The sequence below is a fragment of the Curtobacterium sp. MCLR17_055 genome (genome assembly GCF_003234305.1).
Taxonomy (GTDB): Bacteria; Actinomycetota; Actinomycetes; order Actinomycetales; family Microbacteriaceae; genus Curtobacterium; species Curtobacterium flaccumfaciens.
In genome coordinates this window covers 165274-185098 of sequence record NZ_QKSX01000008.1, presented here as the reverse complement: position 1 = coordinate 185098, position 19825 = coordinate 165274, and the positions used below count along the sequence as shown (strand labels likewise).

Sequence of the window (19825 nt, the reverse complement as noted above, 5' to 3'; positions counted from 1 at the left end):
GGTGGCGGCTGCCCGGGCGGCGGGGGCTGCCGGGGCGTCCGCAGCGGCAGCGTCGACCGACGTGCCGTCCGCGGCGACCGCGATGGCCGGGGCTGCTGCGGCCCCGAGGAGGGCGGCGACGAGGACCGTCGTCGCAGCTGCGAGCAGGGCGAAGCGGGGACGACGACGAGGGCTGTCGCCCCCGACAGCCCTCTCGTCCACGTTCTCCCCGGTCGTGTTCACCGGACCCATCCCACGGGATCGGCGGCCTCCGGTCAATACACCTCGCGGATGAGGTTCGGGATCGGGCCGCAGTCCGGGAACCCGGTGTGCGTGACTCGGGAATCGGCCGTGAACACTGCTCACGGAACGGAGCATGCTCAGCGCGTCGATAGACTTCACGATGGCCGTTCAGGCCAACGCAGCACCGCGGATCCCGACGCGCAAAGGAGTACGCCCGCATGGACACCGGACTCGTCACGACGCTCATCGTCGTCGGAGTGGTGGTGGTCGTCCTGGTGATCATCGGGATCTACCTCTGGGTGACGTACAACTCCCTCGTCACGCTCAAGGTCCGGGTCGACGAGGCCTGGAGCGACATCTCGGTGCAGCTGAAGCGCCGCGCCGACCTGATCCCCACCATCGTGGACACGGTCAAGGGGTACGCCACGCACGAGAAGGCGGTCTTCGACGACGTGACGAAGGCCCGCGCCGAGACCCTGTCCGCCGGTGACGCCGACACGGCCTCCACCGCCGAGGGGCACATGCAGAAGGCCCTCAAGAGCGTGTTCGCGGTGGCCGAGGGGTACCCGCAGCTGCAGTCGAGCCAGAACTTCCTGCAGCTGCAGTCCGAGCTCGTCGACACCGAGGACAAGATCCAGGCCGCCCGCCGCTTCTACAACGGCGGAGTGCGCGAGCTGAACACGAAGATCCGGGTGTTCCCGAACTCCACGTTCGCGAAGAACCGCGGTTTCTCCGAGGCCCCGTTCTTCGAGACGAACGAGCCGGCGGCCATCGCCGAGCCGCCGCGCGTCCAGTTCTGACCCCAGCGTCGGATCCGACGTGTACAGCGCCATCGCGCGGAACAAGCGCAACACCGTGGTCATCGTCCTGGTGTTCCTGCTGATCATCGGCGCGCTCGGGTTCCTCGGCGGGTACCTCGCCGGCAACGTCTCGATCGGCTTCATCGTGCTCGTGGTCGCGCTCGGGTACGCGGTGCTGCAGTACTTCCTGGCGGCACGGCAGGCCACCGCGATCGCCGGCGGGGTCGAGGTCGACCGCGTCTCGGAACCACGGCTGTGGCGCACCGTCGAGAACCTGGCCATCGCGACCGGCATGCCGATGCCCCGGGTGTTCGTCATCCCCGATCCCTCGCCGAACGCCTTCGCGACCGGGCGTGACCCGGAGCACGCGGTGGTGGCGGCGACGACGGGGCTGCTCGAGCTCATGGACGACCAGGAGCTGCAGGGCGTGATGGCGCACGAGCTCGGACACGTCCGGAACTACGACATCCGGGTGTCCACGATGGTCTTCGGTCTCGTCGTGGCCGTCGGCCTCATCGCCGACGTCCTGCTCCGCATCTCGATCTTCAGCGGCCTGTCCGGCGGGCGGAACCGCAACTCGGACAACGGCGGCAGCGCCAACCCGGTGCTGCTCATCGCCGGGATCGTCGCCGTCATCGTGGCCCCGATCGCCGCGGCCGGCGTGCAGGCGGCGGTGTCCCGGCAGCGCGAGTACCTGGCGGACGCGACCGGGGCGATGACGACCCGGCACCCGGAGGGCCTGGCCCGGGCCCTCGAGAAGCTCGGCGCGTACGGCCGACCGATGCAGACGCAGAACTCCTCGATGGCGCACCTGTGGATCGCCGACCCGATGCGCCCCGGTGTGATGGACCGACTGTTCTCGACGCACCCGCCGCTGCCCGACCGCATCGCGCGGCTGCGGGCGAACGCCGACCGGTTCTGACGGGTCAGCCGATGCCGTCGGCGGCCGTGTCGTCGGCCGTCTCGATCGGTTCGGGGGTGTCCGCGTCGTCAGCGGACTCGTGCGGCACCAGGGGCACTCCGAGCGCCCCGGCGACGGCCGCAGCAGCGGTTCCTCGGTCGGTCACCTCGATCGCGCCGAGGCCCTGCCAGCTCGCGGTCCGTCGCAGTGTGTCGGCGAGCCGCTCGGGGTCCAGGTGCTCGCCGGGTTCCTGCCACGCGGTCCGGACGCGGAGCACACCGCGCTGCCGGTCGCTCTTCAGGTCGATCCGCCCGACGAGCCGGTCGTCCTGCAGCACCGGCAGCACGTAGTAGCCGAACACCCGCTTCGGGGCCGGTGTGTAGATCTCGATCCGGTAGTGGAAGCCGTACATCCGCTCGGCCCGTCGCCGGAACCAGACGACCGGGTCGAAGGGGCTCAGCACCGCGTCCGCCGTCAGCTGCCGGGGGACCCGGGCCCCCACGTGCAGCCAGGCCCGCTCGCCCCAGCCCTCCACCCGCACCGGCAGGAGCTCGCCGGCGTCGGTGAGCTCGGCGATCGCGGTGGCCGTGTCGTCGGAGCGCAGCCGGTAGTAGTCCGCGATGTCCGCTCGGGTGCCGATGCCGAGCGCCCGTGTGGCCTGACGCACGAGCTCGAGCACGGCATCGGCACGCGGCGGGGCGGTCTCGAGGAAGCCCGCGGGCAGCACCTGCTCGGGCAGGGCGTACACCCGCTCGAACCCGGCGCGTCCGGCACTCACCGCCTCGCCCCAGCGGAACATCTGCTCGAGCCCGAGCTTCACGTCGCTCCACCCCCACCAGGGGCCGCGTCGCACGTTCGACTCGTGCTCCACCGCGCTCGCCCGCATCGGCCCCTCGGCCCGGAGCAGGGCGTGCAGTTCGCGCCGGACGGCAGCGGTCCGCGTGACGCCGTCGACCCGGGTGGGGCCGGCGTCCCGCTCCCGCAGGGCGTCCATCCGCCACCGGAACAGCCGCAGGTCGTCGCGGGGGATGAACGCCGCCTCGTGCGCCCAGTACTCGGTGTACGGACCCGAGCGTCCGAGCGTCAGCCGGTCGAGCGTCGACCGGTCGTACGCACCGAGCCTGGCGAAGAGCGGCAGGTAGTGACTGCGCTCGAACACGTTGACGGAGTCGATCTGCAGCAGCCCGAGCCGGCCGAACGCGGCGTTCAGCGCGCGCGTCGAGACCGGCTCAGCGGGTGGCCGTCCGAACCCCTGCGCGGCGAGTGCGACCCGGCGGGCCTCGGCGGCGGAGAGCGTCGACCTGGGCATGCCGCGACGCTACCGAACCCCGCCGACATGAGCGTCCACGAACGTATGCCGTATCTGGCACCTGACGGGAAGCACATCGATACACTCGGGCCATGGCATGGGGAAGCAAGCAGACACACCCCGACCCCGTGGTCGAGGAATCCGTCCCGGTCGGCGTGCGCATCGCTGGCGCGTGGTCGTGGCGGGCGCTCGTCGTCGTGGGCGTGATCGCCGTCTTCATCTGGCTCGTCACGGTCTTCAGCGAGATCCTCATCCCGTTCCTGGTCGGCATCGTGGTCTCGGCGCTCCTCGTGCCGATCTCCAACTGGCTGCAGCGGCACCACGTGCCCAAGTGGCTCGCCGTCGTGATGAGCCTGCTCGGCGGCATCGCGGCGCTCGGTGGCCTGATCTGGCTCGTCGTGGACCAGATCATCGCGTCCTACCCGTCCCTGCGTGACCGGACGGTCGACCAGTACGCGAACATCAAGGACTTCGTCCTGAGCTCCGGGTTCGGCATCAGCCAGTCCGACGTCAACGGCTGGCTCGACGACGGCACGAAGTGGCTGCAGGACAACTCCGCGTCGATCCTGTCCGGGGTCGCCAGCGCGGGTTCGGGTGCGACGCACGCCTTCGAGGCGCTCTTCATCATCCTGTTCACCACGATCTTCCTGCTGATCGACGGCAAGAACGTCTGGCGCTGGTCCGTCCGGCTGTTCCCGAAGAAGGCCCGTGCAGCGGTGGACGGCGCCGGTGTCGCCGGCTGGATCACCCTGACGAGCTTCATCCGCGTGCAGATCTTCGTCGCCTTCGTCGACGCGGTCGGCATCGGCCTGGGCTCCTTCATCGTCGGGCTCTTCTTCGGCGGCATGCCGCTGGTGATCCCGATCGCCGCGTTCGTGTTCCTCGGTGCGTTCATCCCGGTCGTCGGTGCCATCGTCACGGGCTTCCTGGCGGTGTTCGTCGCGCTGATCTTCAACGGTCCCCTCGCGGCGGTCCTGGTGCTCGGCGTCGTCCTGCTGGTCCAGCAGATCGAGGGCCACATCCTGCAGCCGCTCGTCATGGGCAACGCGGTCAAGGTCCACCCGCTGGCGGTCGTCCTCGGGGTAACCGCGGCCTCCGGGCTCGCCGGCATCGCCGGAGCGTTCTTCGCCGTGCCGCTGATCGCGACGCTGAACGCCATGGTCACCACCATCGCGAGCGGACGCTGGCGACGGCTCGACTCCGACCACGTCCTCGAAGCGACGCCCAAGCGCGGGCAGCACGGGCAGATCCAGTTGCTCCGACGACGTCGGCACAAGGTCGGGGACGACGTCCCGGCGCCGGGCGTCGACTCGGGTCCCTCGGCCGAAGAAGACACCGCCAGCACCAACTGAGCGTCACACGAGTTCGCCGCGGGGCCCCGGAACGACGATGATGGGGGAGTGACCGACACCAGCGCCTCCCCGCACACGCTCGCCGCGATCCCGACCCTCGCGGACATCGAGGCGGCGCGCGAGACCATCAAGGGCGTCGCACGCGTCACCCCGATGGAGACGTCGCAGTTCCTCGCCGAGCTGCTCGGGTCGCCGGTGCACCTGAAGTGCGAGAACCTGCAGCGCACCGGTGCCTACAAGGTGCGCGGTGCCTACAACCGGCTCTCGACCCTGTCCGCGGAGCAGCGCGCCAAGGGCGTCGTCGCCGCGAGCGCCGGCAACCACGCGCAGGGCGTCGCGCTCGCCGCCCGCGAGCTCGGCATCCCCGCGACGATCTTCACGCCGGTCGGCGTCGCCCTGCCCAAGCTGCAGGCCACCCGCCACTACGGCGCCGACGTCGTGCTGCGGGGCCACTCCGTGGAAGAGGCGCTGAGTGCCGCGAAGGACTTCGCCGCCCACACCGGCGCCGTGTTCATCCCGCCGTTCGACCACCCGGCCGTGATCGCCGGGCAGGGCACGCTCGGCCTCGAGATCATCGACCAGGTGCCCGATGTCGACACCGTCGTGGTGCCGATCGGTGGCGGCGGCGTCATCTCCGGCATCGCACTCGCGGTGAAGGGCATGGCCGAGCGGCTCGGACGGCCGATCCGGGTCATCGGCGTGCAGGCGGAGAACGCTGCGGCCTACCCGTCGTCGATCACCGCCGGCGAGCCCGTCACCATCACCACGAAGCCGACCATCTCCGACGGCATCGCGGTGGCGCGCCCCGGCGACCTGAACTTCCCCATCATCCGCGACCTGGTCGACGACATCGTCACCGTCTCGGACGACGACACCGCCCGAGCCCTGCTCGTCCTGCTCGAGCGCGCCAAGCTCGTGGTCGAGGCAGCGGGGGCCGTCGGCGTCGCCGCGATCATGTCCGGTGCCGTCCGCGACACCGGCCGCACCGTGGTGCTGCTGAGCGGCGGCAACATCGACCCGCTCATGATGGAGCGCGTGATCACCCGCGGGCTCGTCGCCGCCTCGCGCTACATCGGCATCCGCATCATGCTGCCGGACCGTCCGGGTCAGCTCGCCCGCGTCGCGCAGGTCATCTCGGACGCCGGCGCGAACGTGGTCGAGGTGCTGCACACCCGTCACGGGCAGGGTCTGGTCATCAACGAGGTGGCGCTGGACCTGTCGATCGAGGCGCGCGGCCCCGAGCACGCGCAGGAGGTCATCCAGCGCCTGCACGAGGTCGGCTTCCGCCCGGAACTCCTCGAGCACTAGTCCGCGACGATCCACGAGTCGTTCGACGCGTGGACTGTCGGAGATGCGGTGCGCGCCCTGGGCGCGACCAGCGGACAGACAGGAGGCCCGTGGCGGTGTCGCCACGGGCCTCCCGTCTGCAGTGGGCCGGGTCTACGGCTCGTAGCGCTCGATCTTGACGACCTCGACGGCGATCTCCTTGCCGTTCGGCGCCGTGTACGTGGCCTTGTCGCCGGCCTTGAGGCCGACGATGGCCGCGCCGACGGGGCTGACGGGGCTGTAGACCGTCAGGTCGGAGCCCTCGGCGACGATCTCACGGCTGCCGACCAGGAAGGTGGACTCGTCGCCGGCGATGACCGCCGTGACGACGGTGCCCGGCTCGACGGTGCCGTCGAACTCGGCTTCGCTGACGGTGGCGTGCTTGAGGAGCTCGGTGAGGACGCGGATGCGGGCCTCGATCTTGCCCTGCTCGTCCTTCGCGGCGTGGTAGCCGCCGTTCTCCTTGAGGTCGCCCTCTTCGCGAGCGGCCTCGATGCGGCGCGCGATCTCGGCACGGCCCTCGCCGCTCAGCTCGTCGAGCTCCGCCTTGAGACGGTCGTGCGCCTCCTGGGTCAGCCAGGTGACCTGCGTGTCGTTGCTCATGTTCTGTCCCTTCGACCATGAAAAAACGAGACCGGCCGAGTGGTCGGTCTCGAGAGGCGAATCAGGACAGTCTAGGGAATCCAGCAGTCGTGGATCAAACCGGTCACGCCCCGCGTCGTCGTGGTGACCTGTGTGGAGATGCTCCGGCTGCGCTGTTCGGACGCCGGCACGGTGATCTCCTTCCAGCCCACGATCGAGTAGCTCTTGTCGAGGACCTGCACGGCGCACTTCGCCTCGACACCGGGGTCGACGGACACCTGCGAGTGGACGACGGTGCTGTGCTCGGACAGCACCTCGTACCCGATGACGTCCTGGTCGAGGCCGCGGTCGGACTGGTCGAGCCCGGCCCAGATCACCCACGCACCGAAGACCACGACGACCGCGATGGCCGCGATGATCGCGAAGAGGCGGCTGCGGCGCTTGCGGGCCGGGGTGCGGCCGTAGCGCTCGTCGAGGGTGGCGGTCTGGTGCTGTTCGGACAGTTCGGGGCTCCCGGGGTGGATATCCTGATCCCAGGGTAGTTCACGCGATGCTGTGCGCTGCCCGCGTCCGACGCCGCTCACCCGCAGTGAGGAACCCCACGTGCCCTACCGTCTGCTGGCCGTCCACGCCCACCCCGACGACGAGTCGAGCAAGGGTGCCGCGACCGCCGCGAAGTACGTGGCCGACGGGCACCAGGTGCTCGTCGTGTCCTGCACCGGTGGCGAGGCCGGCGACATCCTGAACGACCAACTCGGCGAGCCGGCCACGAGCCGTGCCCACCGTGACATGGCCGGGTACCGCCGCACCGAGATGGCCGCGGCGCAGCAGGCGCTCGGCATCGACCACGTGTGGCTCGGGTACCACGACTCGGGGCTGCCCGACGCTGAGAAGGGCGAGACGGTCCGGCCGGGCACGTTCTCCACGGTGCCGCTCGAGTACAGCACCGAGGCCCTCGTCCGCGTGATCCGCCGGTTCCGCCCGCACGTGCTCGTCACCTACGACGAGAACGGCGGCTACCCGCACCCCGACCACATCCGCACGCACGAGGTATCGATGGCCGCGTGGTCCGCCGCCGCCGACCCGTCGGCGTACCCGTCCGCCGGTGCCCCGTGGTCGATCGCGAAGCTCTACTACGAGCGCACGATGAACCCGCGCCGCTTCAGCACGATCTTCGAAGCCCTGCAGGAGCGCGACCCGGACAGCCCCGCGATCGAGCAGCTGCGCGAGTGGGTCGAGCGGTTCGCCGACCGGCCCGACCTCGCCACCACCCACGTCGACGTGCACGAGTACTTCGACCAGCGTGACGCCGCACTCCGCGCGCACGCCAGCCAGGTCGCGCCGGACAGTGCCTTCTTCTACTGGCCGAACGACCTCCTCGCGACGGTGTGGCCGACCGAGGACTACCAGCTCGTGGAGGCACGCGTGCCGACCGAGCTCCCGGAGACCGACCTGTTCGCCGGGATCCCAGCCGACAAGGAACCGACCTCGTGAGCACCATCGCGGCGGCACTCGCCGCCACTCCCAGCCCCAGCCCCTCGGTCGTCCCCGACGTCGACGTCACCCCGGGTGTCGTCGGGTTCATCGCGATCGCACTCGTCGCGATCGTGACGATCCTGCTCGTGGTCGACATGACCCGACGCATCCGTCGGACCCGCTACCGCGCCGAGGTGCGTGAGCGGCTCGAGGCCGAGGCGAACGGCACCGCGGGTGACGGCACCGCGACGGACGAGCCGGAGCGGCGGGCGGCCGAGGACGGCCGGGCCGACGTCGGCGACGACACCGAGCGCGGCTGACGCGACTACAGGGCGGACTGGAGGCCCGTGGCGGTATCGCCACGGGCCTCCCGTCCGCCCTGTGCGCGCCTACCGGAACCGGGCGTACCTGTTCGAACCGGGCGTACCTGGTCGCAACTTCCGGGTGAGTACGCCCGGAACCACCAGGCATCGCACGCGTTCTGGGAAGGAACGTGCGACGGTCAGCGCACCGGGTCCAGCGCGACGATGAGCACGCCGACCCACTGCGCACCGAAGGCCACCACGGTCAGGGCGTGGAACACCTCGTGGAACCCGAACTGCGTCGGCACCGGGTTCGGCCGCTTGAAGCCGTAGACCAGGGCGCCGATGATGTACGCGACGCCGCCGGACAGGATGAGCACGGTCATCGGGACGCTCGCCGCGAAGAACTGCGGCAGCAGTCCGAGCGCAGCGCACCCGAGCACCAGGTAGATCGGCACGTACAGCCAGCGGGGCGCGTTGATCCAGAGCACCCGGAACGCGATGCCGAGCGCGGCGCCCGACCACATCACCCAGAGCACGACGACCATGAGCGTGTGCGGCAGGGCGCAGATCGCGACGGGCGTGTAGGTGCCGGCGATGAGCAGCAGGATGTTGGTGTGGTCGATGCGCTTCAGCACGGCCTTCACCTTCGGCCCCCACGGGAACCGGTGGTAGGTCGCCGAGACGCCGAACATCGCCAACGACGTCGCCATGAACACCGCGCTGCCGACCTTCGCCGCGGTGCTGTCGGCGAGGGTGATCAGGACGATCCCCATCGCGATCGCGAACGGGAACGCACCGAGGTGGATCCAGCCGCGCCAGGCCGGACGCGGTTCGGCGGCGGTCGCGGTCGCCGACGCCTCTTCCGTGAACGGGACGTGGGGGAGTGTTCCGGTCTCGTGCTCGTCCTGCATGGTCCCGACCATAGGGCCTGACCCCGAACGACAGCCACGTGTCCGCAGAGCGGGAGCCTCAGGGATCCGGCGTCGGAGGTGCACTACGCTCGGTGCGTGACCGGGACGGCGGGATGGACAGGGCGAGGGATCCTCTACCGCGCCTACCAGCGCCGGATCCGCCGCCAGCTCGAGGGTGCAGCGAAGCCCAAGCACGTCGCCATGATCGTGGACGGCAACCGCCGCTGGGCGAAGCAGCTCGGGCTCGAGTCCGCCGCACACGGCCACCGCGCCGGCGCCGCGAAGATCCCGGAGTTCCTGACGTGGTGCGACGACCTCGGCATCGAGGTCGTGACGCTGTACCTGCTGTCGGCCGACAACCTGACGGGTCGTGGCGGCGAGGAGCTCGAGGAGCTCGTGGGGATCATCGCCGACCTCGCCGGGGTCCTGGCCGACAACCGGGACTGGCGCGTGCAGCACGTCGGGTCGAACGAGGGGCTGCCGGACAACCTGGTGACCGCGCTCGAACAGGCCGAGCAGCGCACCGCCGGCCGCACCGGCCTCCACGTCAACCTGGCCGTCGGGTACGGCGGCCGTCGTGAGATCGCGGACGCCATGCGCAGCATCGTGCAGGCGCACGGCGCGGGCGGCGGCACGATCGACACCCTGGCCGAGGTCCTGACGCCGGAGCTCATCGGCGACCACCTGTACACGCAGGGCCAGCCCGACCCCGACCTGGTGATCCGGACCTCGGGCGAGCAGCGGCTCTCCGACTTCATGCTGTGGCAGAGCGCGCACAGCGAGTTCTACTTCGTCGAGGCGTTCTACCCGGACCTGCGCGAGGTCGACTTCCTCCGAGCGGTCCGCGACTTCGGGCTCCGGTCGCGTCGGTTCGGCGGCTGAGCAGCCACCTCCCGCAGCGGGTTCGTCGGCGGAGCCGCGTCCCAGTAGGCTCTCAGGGTTCAACCCTGTGAAAGGTGCACCACCTGTGAACATCGACGAGTACGCCGCCGGCTTCTCCGAAGACCCCGGTTACCTCGACCACGCTGCGTTCGGCCCCGTGCAGACCGCCGTGCTCGAGGAGCAGCGTGTGCTCGGCACCATCCAGGCACACATGCGTTTCGGCGCGATGGAGACCCTCGACGAGCAGGACGCCCGCGTCCGCACCGTCGCCGCCCGCCTGGTCGGCCGCCGCGAGGACCAGGTCGTCTCGCAGGCCGCGACGACCCCGGGCCTGCTGCACACCGCCTTCGGTCTGACCGGTGGCGTGCTCGTGTCAGCCGACGAGTACCCGTCGCTGCCCCTTGCACTCGCCAGCGCAGCCTCGGCCACCGGCGGACGGGTGCAGCCCGTCGTCATCGAGTCGGGTGTCGGCTGGGTGACCCCCGAGCTGATCCGTGAGCGCCTGACCGACGAGGTGACCGCCGTCGCGGTGTCCCTGGTCGACTGGCGCACCGGCTACCTGACCGACCTCGCCGCCATCCGCGAGGTCATCGGCGACCGCCTGCTCATCGTCGACGCGATCCAGGGCTTCGGCGTGGTCGACGCCCCGTACGAGGTCGCCGACGTGGTCGCCACCGGCGGGCAGAAGTGGTTGCACGCCGGGTGGGGCACCGGGTTCGTGGCGTTCAGCGACCGTGCCCTGAACCGGATCCGTCCGGCACTGTCCGGCCCGCACGGCACGTCCGGCTGGCCCACCGAGGTGCCCGCGGTGCGTCCGGGGGCCGCCGGCTTCCAGATGTCCCGCATCGACCCGGTCGCGCAGGCCCGGCTCGCGGTGTCGCTCGAGCGCCTCACCGCGGTCGGCGTCGCCGCCGTGCAGGAGCGGGTCACCGACCGCGTCGAGCGCGTGTTCGCCATCGCCGACGAGTTCGGACTCGAGGTCGAGTCCAGCCGCGACCCGGCCGAGCGCGCCGGCATCGTGGTGCTCCGGCCGACGCAGGGTCGCGTGACGGCCCTGTCCGCCGCGATGCACAACCACGGCGTCACCGCGACCACGCGGCTCGGCGTCGCGCGGGTGTCCGTGTTCCCGTCGACCACCGACGAGACCCTGGACATGTTCCGCGACGCCTGCGTCTCGTACGCCACGATGCAGTAGCAGGGGCTGGGCTGCTGCGCTTGCTGCCTCCCGTCCGCGGCCCGCGAGCGGTCACGACACCCCGCTCACGTCCGCCGAGTGGTCACCACCTGTCGGCTGCCGCCGTCGCAGCCGACGGATCGTGACCAGTCGGCGCTGCGCGCGCGACGAGTCGCGACCACCGGACGGCCTGGAGGCGCGGTGCCAGGCCGCCACGGGCCTCCCGTCCGCAGCGCGCGAGCGGTCACGGCACCCCGCTCACGTCCCGAGTGGTCACCACCTGTCGGCCGGCGCCGCCGCACCCGTCGGTTCGTGACCACCCGGCGCCACCGCCGCGCGCGGCGTCGCGAGCCGCGCTCGCGTTGTTCACGCGACCGTAACCCCGGAAACCGCGTGTCGCTGTCGGGGTGTCGGGGGCCGGACGTACGTTGTCCCCATCGGGCACCGCGCCCGATCGAAGCGGCCACAGTCGGTGCTTCGGGACCCGCTCCGTGGCCGCGTTCGAGGACAGGACCGGGCCCGTCGCGGCCCGGGGATGGAGTGGTCGTGACCTCTCAGAACGTCTCTCGCGGAGCACAGCAGCAGCACACCGCGGACTCGTCCACATCGGTCGCCCAGCGCACGTACGTGCTCGACACATCGGTGCTCCTCAGCGATCCGCGGGCCTTGTTCCGCTTCGCCGAGCACGCCGTGGTCCTGCCGGTGGTGGTCGTCAGCGAACTCGAGGCGAAGCGCAACGACCCGGAGATCGGGTACTTCGCCCGGCAGGCCCTCCGGCTGCTCGACGAACTGCGCATCGAGCACGAGCGGCTCGACTTCCCGATCGCGATCGGCGACGGCGGCTCGTTCCGCGTCGAACTGAACCACTCCAACCAGTCCGTCCTGCCGTCGGGCCTGCAGCTCGGCGACAACGACTCCCGCATCCTCGCCGTCGCGTCGAACCTCAAGAACGACGGACTCGACGTCGTGGTCGTGTCGAAGGACCTGCCGCTCCGGGTCAAGGCGTCCTCGATCGGCATGGCGGCGGAGGAGTACCGCGCCGAACTCGCGGTCGACTCGGGCTACACCGGCATCGCCGACCTGCAGGTGTCCGGCGAGCAGATGTCCGACCTGTACGAGAAGGAGGAGATCCGGTCCTCGAAGCTCGACGGCGTCCCGGTGAACACCGGCGTCGTCATCCACTCCGAACGCGGATCGGCCCTCGGCCGCGTGCACGTCGCCGGCGCCGTCGCACTGGTGCGCGGCGACCGCGAGGTCTTCGGCCTCCGCGGGCGCTCGGCCGAGCAGCGGCTCGCCATCGACGCGCTGCTCGACTCCGAGATCGGCATCGTCTCGCTCGGCGGCAGCGCCGGCACCGGCAAGTCGGCGCTCGCCCTGTGCGCCGGACTCGAAGCCGTGCTCGAACGGCAGCAGCACAAGAAGATCATGGTGTTCCGGCCGCTGTACGCCGTGGGCGGGCAGGACCTCGGCTTCCTGCCCGGCGACGCCGGCGAGAAGATGAACCCGTGGGCGCAGGCCGTCTACGACACCCTCGGCTCGGTGGTGTCGGACAACGTCCTCGACGAGGTGATCGAGCGCGGCCTGATCGAGGTGCTGCCCCTGACCCACATCCGCGGCCGCTCCCTGCACGACGCCTTCGTGATCGTCGACGAGGCGCAGTCGCTCGAACGGAACGTGCTGCTCACGATGCTCTCGCGCATCGGCCAGAACTCGCGGGTCGTGCTCACCCACGACGTCGCGCAGCGCGACAACCTGCGGGTCGGCCGGCACGACGGGATCGCGTCGGTCATCGAGCGGCTCAAGGGGCACCCGCTGTTCGCGCACGTCACGCTGACGCGGTCCGAGCGCTCCGCGATCGCGGCCTTGGTCACCGACCTGCTGGACTCGCCTGACCTGGTGTAGCGCGCGTCGAGCCGCCATCGGACGGACGGGAGGCCCGGTGCCAGCTGGCACCGGGCCTCCCGTCCGTCCTGGGGGTGCGTCAGGAGGGTCGCGCTAGTTCGGGTGGGTCATGCTCAGGACGTCGAGCGCCTCGTCGAGCTGCGCCTCGGTGACCTCGCCGCGCTCGACGTGGCCGAGGGCCACGACGGCTTCGCGCACGGTGATGCCCTCGGCGACGGCGTACTTCGCGACCTTCGCCGCAGCCTCGTAGCCGATGACCCGGTTGAGCGGGGTGACGATCGACGGTGAGGACTCCGCGAAGGCGCGGGCACGCTCGAGGTTCGCCTGCAGCCCGTCGATGGTCTTGTCCGCGAGCACCCGCGAGCTGTTCGCCAGCAGGCGGATCGACTCGAGCAGCGCCGTGCCCATCACCGGGATGGCGACGTTGAGCTCGAACGCACCCGAGGCACCGGCCCAGGCGATGGTGGCGTCGTTGCCGATGACCCGGGCGCCGACCATCAGGGTGGCCTCGGGGATCACCGGGTTCACCTTGCCCGGCATGATCGAGGAGCCGGGCTGCAGGTCGGGGATGTGCAGCTCGCCCAGGCCGGTGTTCGGACCGGAGCCCATCCAGCGCAGGTCGTTGTTGATCTTCGTCAGGCTGACGGCGAGCACCTTGAGCGCACCGGAGGCCTCGACCAGGGCGTCACGCGCGCCCTGCGCCTCGAAGTGGTCGACGGCCTCGGTGATCGGCAGGTCGGTGTCGCTCGCGAGCTGGGCGATGACCCGCTGCGGGAACCCCTTGGGCGTGTTGATGCCCGTGCCGACCGCGGTGCCGCCGAGCGGGACCTCGGCGACGCGGGGGAGCGTCGCCTGCACCCGTTCGATGCCCAGGCGGATCTGGCGTGCGTAGCCGCCGAACTCCTGCCCGAGGGTGACGGGCGTGGCGTCCATCAGGTGCGTCCGGCCGGACTTCACGGCGTCGGCCCAGAGCGTGGCCTTCGCTTCGAGGGACTCGGCGAGGTGTTCGAGGGCGGGCACGAGCGTGCGGAGCAGTGCCTCGGTCACGGCGACGTGCACGGAGGTGGGGAAGACGTCGTTCGACGACTGCGAGGCGTTGACGTGGTCGTTCGGGTGGACCGCCGAACCCGCGATGTCGGACGCCAGTGTCGCGAGCACCTCGTTCATGTTCATGTTCGACGACGTGCCGCTGCCGGTCTGGTAGACGTCGACCGGGAACTGGTCGTGGTGCTGCCCGCCGATGATCAGGTCGGCCGCGCCGGCGATGGCGTCGGCGACGGCGGGTTCGACGATGCCGAGTTCACCGTTCACGATGGCCGCCGCACGCTTGATCCGTGCGAGCGCCACGATCTGCGCCGACTCGAGCCCGGTGCCCGAGATGGGGAAGTTCTCGACGGCGCGCTGGGTCTGGGCACGGTAGAGCGCCGACTTCGGCACCCGTACCTCGCCCATGGTGTCGTGCTCGATGCGGAACTCGGTCGGGGTGGTGTCGGTCACGTCGTCGTGGTCCTTCCTGGGGTGCTCGCCGGTCGCGGTCGCGCCGGCCCGTGCCTGCGCCCCGGGGTCGCCGGGGCGGTCGTCGTCGGGGTCGGTCTTCGTCTGGCTCGGTCGTCGTCGGGTCGGTCAGACCTGGCCGACGACGGTGTCGATGGTGACTTCTCCGGTGGCGAGGTCGTACGTCGCCCCGACGACGGCCAATCTACCCTCGGCCACGGCGTCGGAGACCGCGCCGGAGCGCTCGATCACCTGGCGGAGGGTGGCTTCGAGGTGCGCGGCGCCGACGGCTTCCTGCGGGAGCTCGGCGTCGGTGAGTCGGACCTTCTCGACGCTCGGGGCGATCGCGTCGACGAGGGCCTGCAGGTGCGGAGCGGGGACGGGCTCACCGGAGCGTGCTGCAGCGACCGCACCGCACCGGGTGTGCCGGAGCACGACGACCAGCGGTGTGCCCAGGGCGACGACCGCGAACTCGATCGAGCCGAGCACGACGTCGTCGACGATCTGGCCGGCGTTGCGGATGGCGAACAGGTCACCGATGCCGGCGTCGAAGACGTGCTCGAACGGCACCCGCGAGTCCGAGCAGCCGAGGACGGTCGCGAACGGCGACTGCGATCCTTCGAGCTCGGTGCGGCGGTCCGGGTCCACGCGGCCCATCCGGCGCTTGTCGGCGGCGAAGCGGGCGTTGCCGTCGACCAGCAGGCGCAGGGCGTCGGACGGGGTGGAGGCGGCGCGGTCGGGCATGGGGCTCCTCGGTTCGGGTGGGACGGGGTGGTGACTGGCGGGGCGGTGCCCGTCGTCTACTCGGTCAGTTCTCGGGAGACGGCGGTCGCGACGGTCCGGAACGCCTTGTCGTCGGCGGTGCCGGAGAGCACGATCGTGTTCTTGCCGAACGTCGAGACGAGCGAGTACGCGTGGTTGCCGGCATCGGTGCCCTCGGCGCGGCGGTCGTAGACGGTCCACTCCGTGTCGCCGATGGTGCGGTCACCGGTGGACGGGCGCTGGTCGAGCTGGTTCGACACCCACGAGGCGTTGGCGTCGATGCCCTGCTGCAGACCGAGGTACTGCTTGTCCGGCGTCACGAAGCCGACGGTCCAGACGTCCACGCCGTCGGTGGTCTTGCTGGCGAAGTCCGCGCGGTTGGCGCTGTAGCCGTCGGGCAGCGGCGGCGCCACCAGGGTGACGTCGTCGACGTTCGCCTTCGCCGCGATCTGCTGGTAGTCGACGGTGCGGTCCACCGTGGTGTCGGGCCGGACGACGACCGCCACCAGGAACAGCACGATGCCGAGCGAGGCGATGAGCGCGATGACCAGGTTGAACGCGGTCTGGTGCTGCCGGCGGGCTGTCCGGGCGGCGTCCTTGCGGGCCCACGTCTCCTCTGCCGTCTCGGGGCGACCGAGCTCGGCGACGATCGGGCGGCCGTCGGCGTCGGTCATCGGCCGGAGCCGTCCTGGGCGTCGCTGGCGGCACGGGCCGCGTCGAGCCGAGCGCGGGCGCCGACGAGCCACTCTTCGCACCGGGCGGCGAGGGCTTCGCCCCGCTCCCAGAGCGCCAGCGAACGCTCGAGGGTCGCGGAGCCCTGTTCGAGCTCGCTCACGACGCGCACGAGTTCGTCGCGGGCCGCTTCGTAGCTCAGCGACTGGACGTCGGTCTGCTCGGGTTCCTGCTGGGATGGCACGGGTCGATCCTACCGAGCGTCCACCGACGATCCGTCGCCCGGACCCAGGCTGTGGAGAACACCCGTGGTGGTCAGGAGCCGTCCGGGCCGGGGCCGTCCGGCTCGAGCGTGCCCGTGGCCGTGCCGGCACCGAGCGTGACGTGCACCGGCGTCGCTCCGGACAGGTCGTCGGTGCCGCGGACCACACCGCCGTCGGCGCGCTGCACGATGGCGTACCCGCGGCGCAGGGTGTCGCGCGGCGAGAGTGCCCGGAGCCGGGCGGTCAGGTGCCCGACCTCGGAGTGCCCGCGCTCCAGCCGGCGGTCGAGCAGTTCGCGGGCGCGGGACAGGTCGCGGGCGACCTCTTCCGCACGGGTGTCGACGAGCCACGCGGTCGACGCCAGAGCCGGGCGCGACCGCAGCGCGGCGAGCCGGTCGGCCTCGACCGAAAGAGTGTGCGAGAGCCGGAGCCCGAGCCGGGCGCGGGCTGCCCGCACGTTGGCCAGCTCCTCGGCGACGTCGGGCACGACCCGCTTGGCGGCGTCCGTCGGGGTCGAGGCACGGAGGTCGGCGACCTCGTCGAGGATCGGGCGGTCGGCCTCGTGGCCGATCGCCGAGACGATCGGGGTCGACGCCGCGGCCGCTGCACGGACGAGTCCTTCGTCGCTGAAGCCGAGCAGGTTCTGGAAGTCGCCGCCGCCGCGGGCGATGATGATGACGTCGACCTCGGGGTCGGCGTCGAGCTCGAGGATCGCCGCCGTGACCTCGCCCACGGTCCGTTCGCCCTGCACCGCGGTGTGCACGGTGCGGAACTCCACCTGGGGCCACCGCAGCTGCGCGTTCCGCTTGACGTCCTTCTCGGCGTCGGAGTCCTTGCCGGTGATCAGGCCGATGCGGTGCGGCAGGAACGGCAGACGCTGCTTCCGGGACGGGTCGAACAGCCCCTCCTCGGCGAGGGTGCGACGGAGGCGCTCGAGGCGTTCGAGCAGGTCACCGAGCCCGACGTGCTTCATCTCGACGACCTGCATCGTCAGCGAGCCGCCCTTGACCCAGTAGTTCGGCTTGAGGGCGGCGACGACCCGGTCGCCCTGCTTGATGTCCGCCGGCACCCGGGAGCGCACGCTCGACCAGATGGAGAACGACACGGTGGCGTCGACCTCGACGTCCTTGAGCTTGCCGTACACGTTGCCGCCGGCGACGTTCCACTGCGTGATCTCGCCCTCGACCCACGCGGTGCCGAGCCGGTCGATCCAGTCGCGGAGCTTCGCGCCGAGGAGCGCCACCGGCCACGGGTTGTCGGCCGTCGGCGGGCCCTGTTCGATCGCCATGTCGCTCCTCGTCCTGCTGGGACGTCCATCGTGCCCGAGACCGGTGACAGGCGACGGACGTCGTGTTCTCCACAGGCACCCCGCGCGCCCAGGTCGCGTGCGTGCCGCTCACCTATCATCGGGGACGTGACGATCACCAACGGCCACACGGTCCCGCTCGCCCCGCCGCGTGTGCACGCGGCACGGGGTCGACTGCGTGACGAACCGGTCGCCGGACCCAAGAAGGTGCTGCTCGCAGCCCCCCGCGGTTACTGCGCCGGGGTGGACCGCGCGGTCGTCGCGGTCGAGAAGGCGTTGGAGCAGTACGGCGAGCCCGTCTACGTCCGCAAGCAGATCGTCCACAACGTGCACGTGGTGTCGACGCTCGAGCAGCGCGGTGCCGTCTTCGTCGACGACGTGGCCGAGGTCCCCCGGGGCTCGCACGTCGTCTTCAGCGCGCACGGGGTGTCGCCGGCCGTCGTCGCGGGTGCCGCCGAGCGCGACCTGCACGCCATCGACGCCACCTGCCCCCTCGTCACCAAGGTCCACCGCGAAGCCACCCGGTTCGCCAAGGCCGAGCGCACCATCATCCTGATCGGCCACGCCGGCCACGAAGAGGTCGAGGGAACGATGGGGCACGCCCCGGACCGCACGATCCTGGTGAACGGTCCCGACGACGTCGCCGCGCTGTCGGTCCCCGATCCGGACAACCTCGTCTGGCTGTCGCAGACCACGCTCAGCGTCGACGAGACGATGGAGACCGTGCGGCTGCTGCGCGAGAAGTTCCCGGCCATCCAGGACCCCCCGTCGGACGACATCTGCTACGCCACCCAGAACCGCCAGGTCGCGATCAAGAAGGTCGCGCCCGGCGCCGACCTGGTGATCGTGGTCGGCTCCGCGAACTCGTCGAACAGCGTCCGCCTCGTCGAGGTCGCGCTCGAGCACGGTGCCCGTGCCGCCCACCGCGTCGACTACGCGGAGGAGATCCAGCAGGAGTGGCTCGACGGTGTCGAGACGGTCGGCGTGACCAGCGGTGCGTCCGTGCCGGAAGAACTCGTGGCCGAGGTGCTCGAACAGCTCGCCGACGCCGGCTACGCCGCCGTCGAAGAGGTCGTCACCGCACACGAGGACCTGATGTTCTCGCTCCCCAAGGAGCTCCGCACCGACGCCTCGGGCAACCCGACGCGCGCGCTCGGCGGGCGTCGGGCATGAGCGGCTCGGACGGCTGGTCCTCGGTCCCGCGTCGCGACCCGGCGAACCACGGCGACGCCGGCGCTGGTACCGGCCAGGAGGCCCGGGGTGCGTCCGCGACGTCGGCCGCCGGTCCCGCGAACGGTCGGCCCCAGGGCCGTCCCGCCCCCGGGTACGGCGAGTACGCGCCAGAGGGCTGGGTGAACCCGGTCCTCGTCGAGCAGGAACGCCAGGAGCGGGAGCGTCAGGCACGGGAGCGGCAGGACCAGGCCCCCGCCACCAGCGTGCGCGACGCTGCTCCGAGCGACGGCGTCCGCGGCGACCGCGCCGGTGCGGACGCTCGCTCCGGTGCAGTCCCTGCCGGGGCGCAGCGGTCGATGGCCCGCAGCCGGTTCGGTCGCACACCGGCGGACTTCGTGCTCACCGTCGGGCTGCTCGCCTTCGGACTGGTCTCCGTGGTGCAGTCCCTGTCCGTGGGCGACGTCGCCTCCACCGTGCGGCGCACCCTCGAGACCCAGTACACGGCGCTGAACGACCCGAGCGCCCTGAGCACGGCGGCCGCCATCGCCGCGATCACCAACGTGATCGTCTTCGCCCTGGTCGCCTGGTGGTCCATCCGTCGGCTCCGCGCACGGAAGCGGACGTTCTGGGTGCCGCTGGTCGGAGCCGTCGTCGCCACGGCGATCAGCACGATCGCATTCGTCGTCGTGGTCATGCAGGACCAGGCCTTCGTCGACTTCATGCTGCGACAGTCCGGCGCCTGACCGCCTGACCGCCTGACCGCCTGACCGCCTGACCGCCTGACCGCCTGACCGCCTGACCGCCTGACCGCCTGACCGCCTGACCGCCGGGCTGCTCGCGGCGCCGGCCTCCGCGCGCCGAGTGGTCGCAACACGCCGCGGCCCCGCCGCCGAGTGGGCACGAAGTGTCGTCTGGCACCGGCGGAACCGACACTTCGTGACCCCTCGGCGACACGAGCGCGGGGAGTCGTGACCTCTCGGCAACCCGTCCGTCGGCCAGTCGCGTGCCGGTGT

General features: G+C 71.2%; 21 protein-coding genes. 11 read left to right on the top strand and 10 right to left on the bottom strand.

Annotation, left to right across the window (positions count from 1 at the left end; translation table 11 throughout):
• The coding region (locus tag DEJ09_RS18095) for a hypothetical protein (protein ID WP_181422667.1) at positions 1-222 on the bottom strand (222 nt) is incomplete at its 3' end.
• A 218-nt stretch (positions 223-440) separates the two neighbouring features.
• On the opposite strand from DEJ09_RS18095, the gene DEJ09_RS09260 reads away from it, so the two are divergent.
• Entirely contained in the window at positions 441-1022 is a 582-nt protein-coding gene (locus tag DEJ09_RS09260; protein WP_027464499.1) for a LemA family protein, read from the top strand.
• A gap of 19 nt (positions 1023-1041) precedes the next feature.
• On the top strand, positions 1042-1944 hold the full coding sequence (locus tag DEJ09_RS09255; protein ID WP_111088256.1) for a M48 family metalloprotease: 903 nt from the start codon (positions 1042-1044) through the stop codon (positions 1942-1944).
• 4 nt (positions 1945-1948) lie between these two features.
• On the opposite strand, the gene DEJ09_RS09250 is transcribed toward DEJ09_RS09255, so the two are convergent.
• On the bottom strand, positions 1949-3232 hold the full coding sequence (locus DEJ09_RS09250) for a winged helix-turn-helix domain-containing protein (RefSeq protein WP_111088255.1): 1284 nt from the start codon (positions 3230-3232) through the stop codon (positions 1949-1951).
• A 92-nt stretch (positions 3233-3324) separates the two neighbouring features.
• Between DEJ09_RS09250 and DEJ09_RS09245 the strand changes: the two genes are divergently transcribed.
• Both DEJ09_RS09245 and ilvA read left to right on the top strand, forming a co-directional pair.
• On the top strand, positions 3325-4584 hold the full coding sequence (locus DEJ09_RS09245) for an AI-2E family transporter (protein WP_051596497.1): 1260 nt from the start codon (positions 3325-3327) through the stop codon (positions 4582-4584).
• 48 nt (positions 4585-4632) lie between these two features.
• Complete coding sequence (ilvA, locus tag DEJ09_RS09240; RefSeq protein ID WP_071406124.1) at positions 4633-5892, top strand: threonine ammonia-lyase; 1260 nt, start codon at positions 4633-4635, stop codon at positions 5890-5892.
• 132 nt (positions 5893-6024) lie between these two features.
• Here the strand turns inward: ilvA and greA are convergent, their stop codons facing one another.
• Both greA and DEJ09_RS09230 read right to left on the bottom strand, forming a co-directional pair.
• Positions 6025-6513 (bottom strand): transcription elongation factor GreA, encoded by a 489-nt coding sequence (greA, locus tag DEJ09_RS09235; RefSeq protein WP_017886739.1) that lies wholly within the window; start codon positions 6511-6513, stop codon positions 6025-6027.
• 71 nt (positions 6514-6584) lie between these two features.
• The gene (locus DEJ09_RS09230; RefSeq protein ID WP_181433318.1) at positions 6585-7076 is read right to left on the bottom strand and encodes a DUF4307 domain-containing protein; all 492 of its coding nucleotides are present in this window, start codon (positions 7074-7076) and stop codon (positions 6585-6587) included.
• A gap of 19 nt (positions 7077-7095) precedes the next feature.
• On the opposite strand from DEJ09_RS09230, the gene mca reads away from it, so the two are divergent.
• Both mca and DEJ09_RS09220 read left to right on the top strand, forming a co-directional pair.
• A complete protein-coding gene (gene mca, locus DEJ09_RS09225) occupies positions 7096-7986 on the top strand; it encodes a mycothiol conjugate amidase Mca (RefSeq protein WP_027464504.1) in 891 nt (296 codons plus the stop codon).
• Complete coding sequence (locus DEJ09_RS09220) at positions 7983-8288, top strand: hypothetical protein (RefSeq protein ID WP_017886736.1); 306 nt, start codon at positions 7983-7985, stop codon at positions 8286-8288. Before mca ends, DEJ09_RS09220 begins: the two co-directional genes overlap by 4 nt.
• 182 nt (positions 8289-8470) lie before the next feature.
• Here the strand turns inward: DEJ09_RS09220 and DEJ09_RS09215 are convergent, their stop codons facing one another.
• Positions 8471-9184 (bottom strand): hemolysin III family protein, encoded by a 714-nt coding sequence (locus DEJ09_RS09215; RefSeq protein ID WP_071406128.1) that lies wholly within the window; start codon positions 9182-9184, stop codon positions 8471-8473.
• A gap of 96 nt (positions 9185-9280) precedes the next feature.
• On the opposite strand from DEJ09_RS09215, the gene DEJ09_RS09210 reads away from it, so the two are divergent.
• From DEJ09_RS09210 to DEJ09_RS09200, 3 genes are all read left to right on the top strand, one after another.
• Positions 9281-10066 carry an isoprenyl transferase gene (locus DEJ09_RS09210; protein WP_110864496.1) on the top strand — a complete coding sequence of 262 codons (786 nt, stop codon included), beginning with the start codon at positions 9281-9283 and terminating at the stop codon, positions 10064-10066.
• Between the two features lie 85 nt (positions 10067-10151).
• On the top strand, positions 10152-11261 hold the full coding sequence (locus DEJ09_RS09205; RefSeq protein WP_111088253.1) for an aminotransferase class V-fold PLP-dependent enzyme: 1110 nt from the start codon (positions 10152-10154) through the stop codon (positions 11259-11261).
• A gap of 519 nt (positions 11262-11780) precedes the next feature.
• A complete protein-coding gene (locus DEJ09_RS09200) occupies positions 11781-13142 on the top strand; it encodes a PhoH family protein (RefSeq protein ID WP_181433317.1) in 1362 nt (453 codons plus the stop codon).
• 93 nt (positions 13143-13235) lie between these two features.
• Here the strand turns inward: DEJ09_RS09200 and DEJ09_RS09195 are convergent, their stop codons facing one another.
• The 5 genes from DEJ09_RS09195 to xseA all read right to left on the bottom strand — a co-directional run bounded on the left by DEJ09_RS09195 (position 13236) and on the right by xseA (position 17621).
• Positions 13236-14639: an aspartate ammonia-lyase gene (locus DEJ09_RS09195; protein WP_111055644.1), complete on the bottom strand. Its 1404-nt coding sequence runs from the start codon at positions 14637-14639 to the stop codon at positions 13236-13238.
• Between the two features lie 126 nt (positions 14640-14765).
• A complete protein-coding gene (locus DEJ09_RS09190) occupies positions 14766-15380 on the bottom strand; it encodes a carbonic anhydrase (protein WP_027464510.1) in 615 nt (204 codons plus the stop codon).
• Positions 15381-15436: 56 nt separating this feature from the next.
• Complete coding sequence (locus DEJ09_RS09185) at positions 15437-16072, bottom strand: DUF4245 domain-containing protein (protein WP_110864396.1); 636 nt, start codon at positions 16070-16072, stop codon at positions 15437-15439.
• Positions 16069-16314, bottom strand: coding sequence for an exodeoxyribonuclease VII small subunit (locus DEJ09_RS09180; protein ID WP_017886728.1), 246 nt, complete (start codon positions 16312-16314; stop codon positions 16069-16071). Before DEJ09_RS09180 ends, DEJ09_RS09185 begins: the two co-directional genes overlap by 4 nt.
• A gap of 71 nt (positions 16315-16385) precedes the next feature.
• The gene (xseA, locus tag DEJ09_RS09175) at positions 16386-17621 is read right to left on the bottom strand and encodes an exodeoxyribonuclease VII large subunit (protein WP_111055645.1); all 1236 of its coding nucleotides are present in this window, start codon (positions 17619-17621) and stop codon (positions 16386-16388) included.
• 126 nt (positions 17622-17747) lie between these two features.
• Here xseA and DEJ09_RS09170 point away from each other — a divergent pair, with 126 nt between their 5' ends.
• Both DEJ09_RS09170 and DEJ09_RS09165 read left to right on the top strand, forming a co-directional pair.
• Complete coding sequence (locus DEJ09_RS09170; protein WP_081827167.1) at positions 17748-18812, top strand: 4-hydroxy-3-methylbut-2-enyl diphosphate reductase; 1065 nt, start codon at positions 17748-17750, stop codon at positions 18810-18812.
• A complete protein-coding gene (locus tag DEJ09_RS09165; protein WP_111088252.1) occupies positions 18809-19555 on the top strand; it encodes a DUF6264 family protein in 747 nt (248 codons plus the stop codon). Before DEJ09_RS09170 ends, DEJ09_RS09165 begins: the two co-directional genes overlap by 4 nt.
• The last annotated feature ends 270 nt before the right edge of the window (positions 19556-19825 follow it).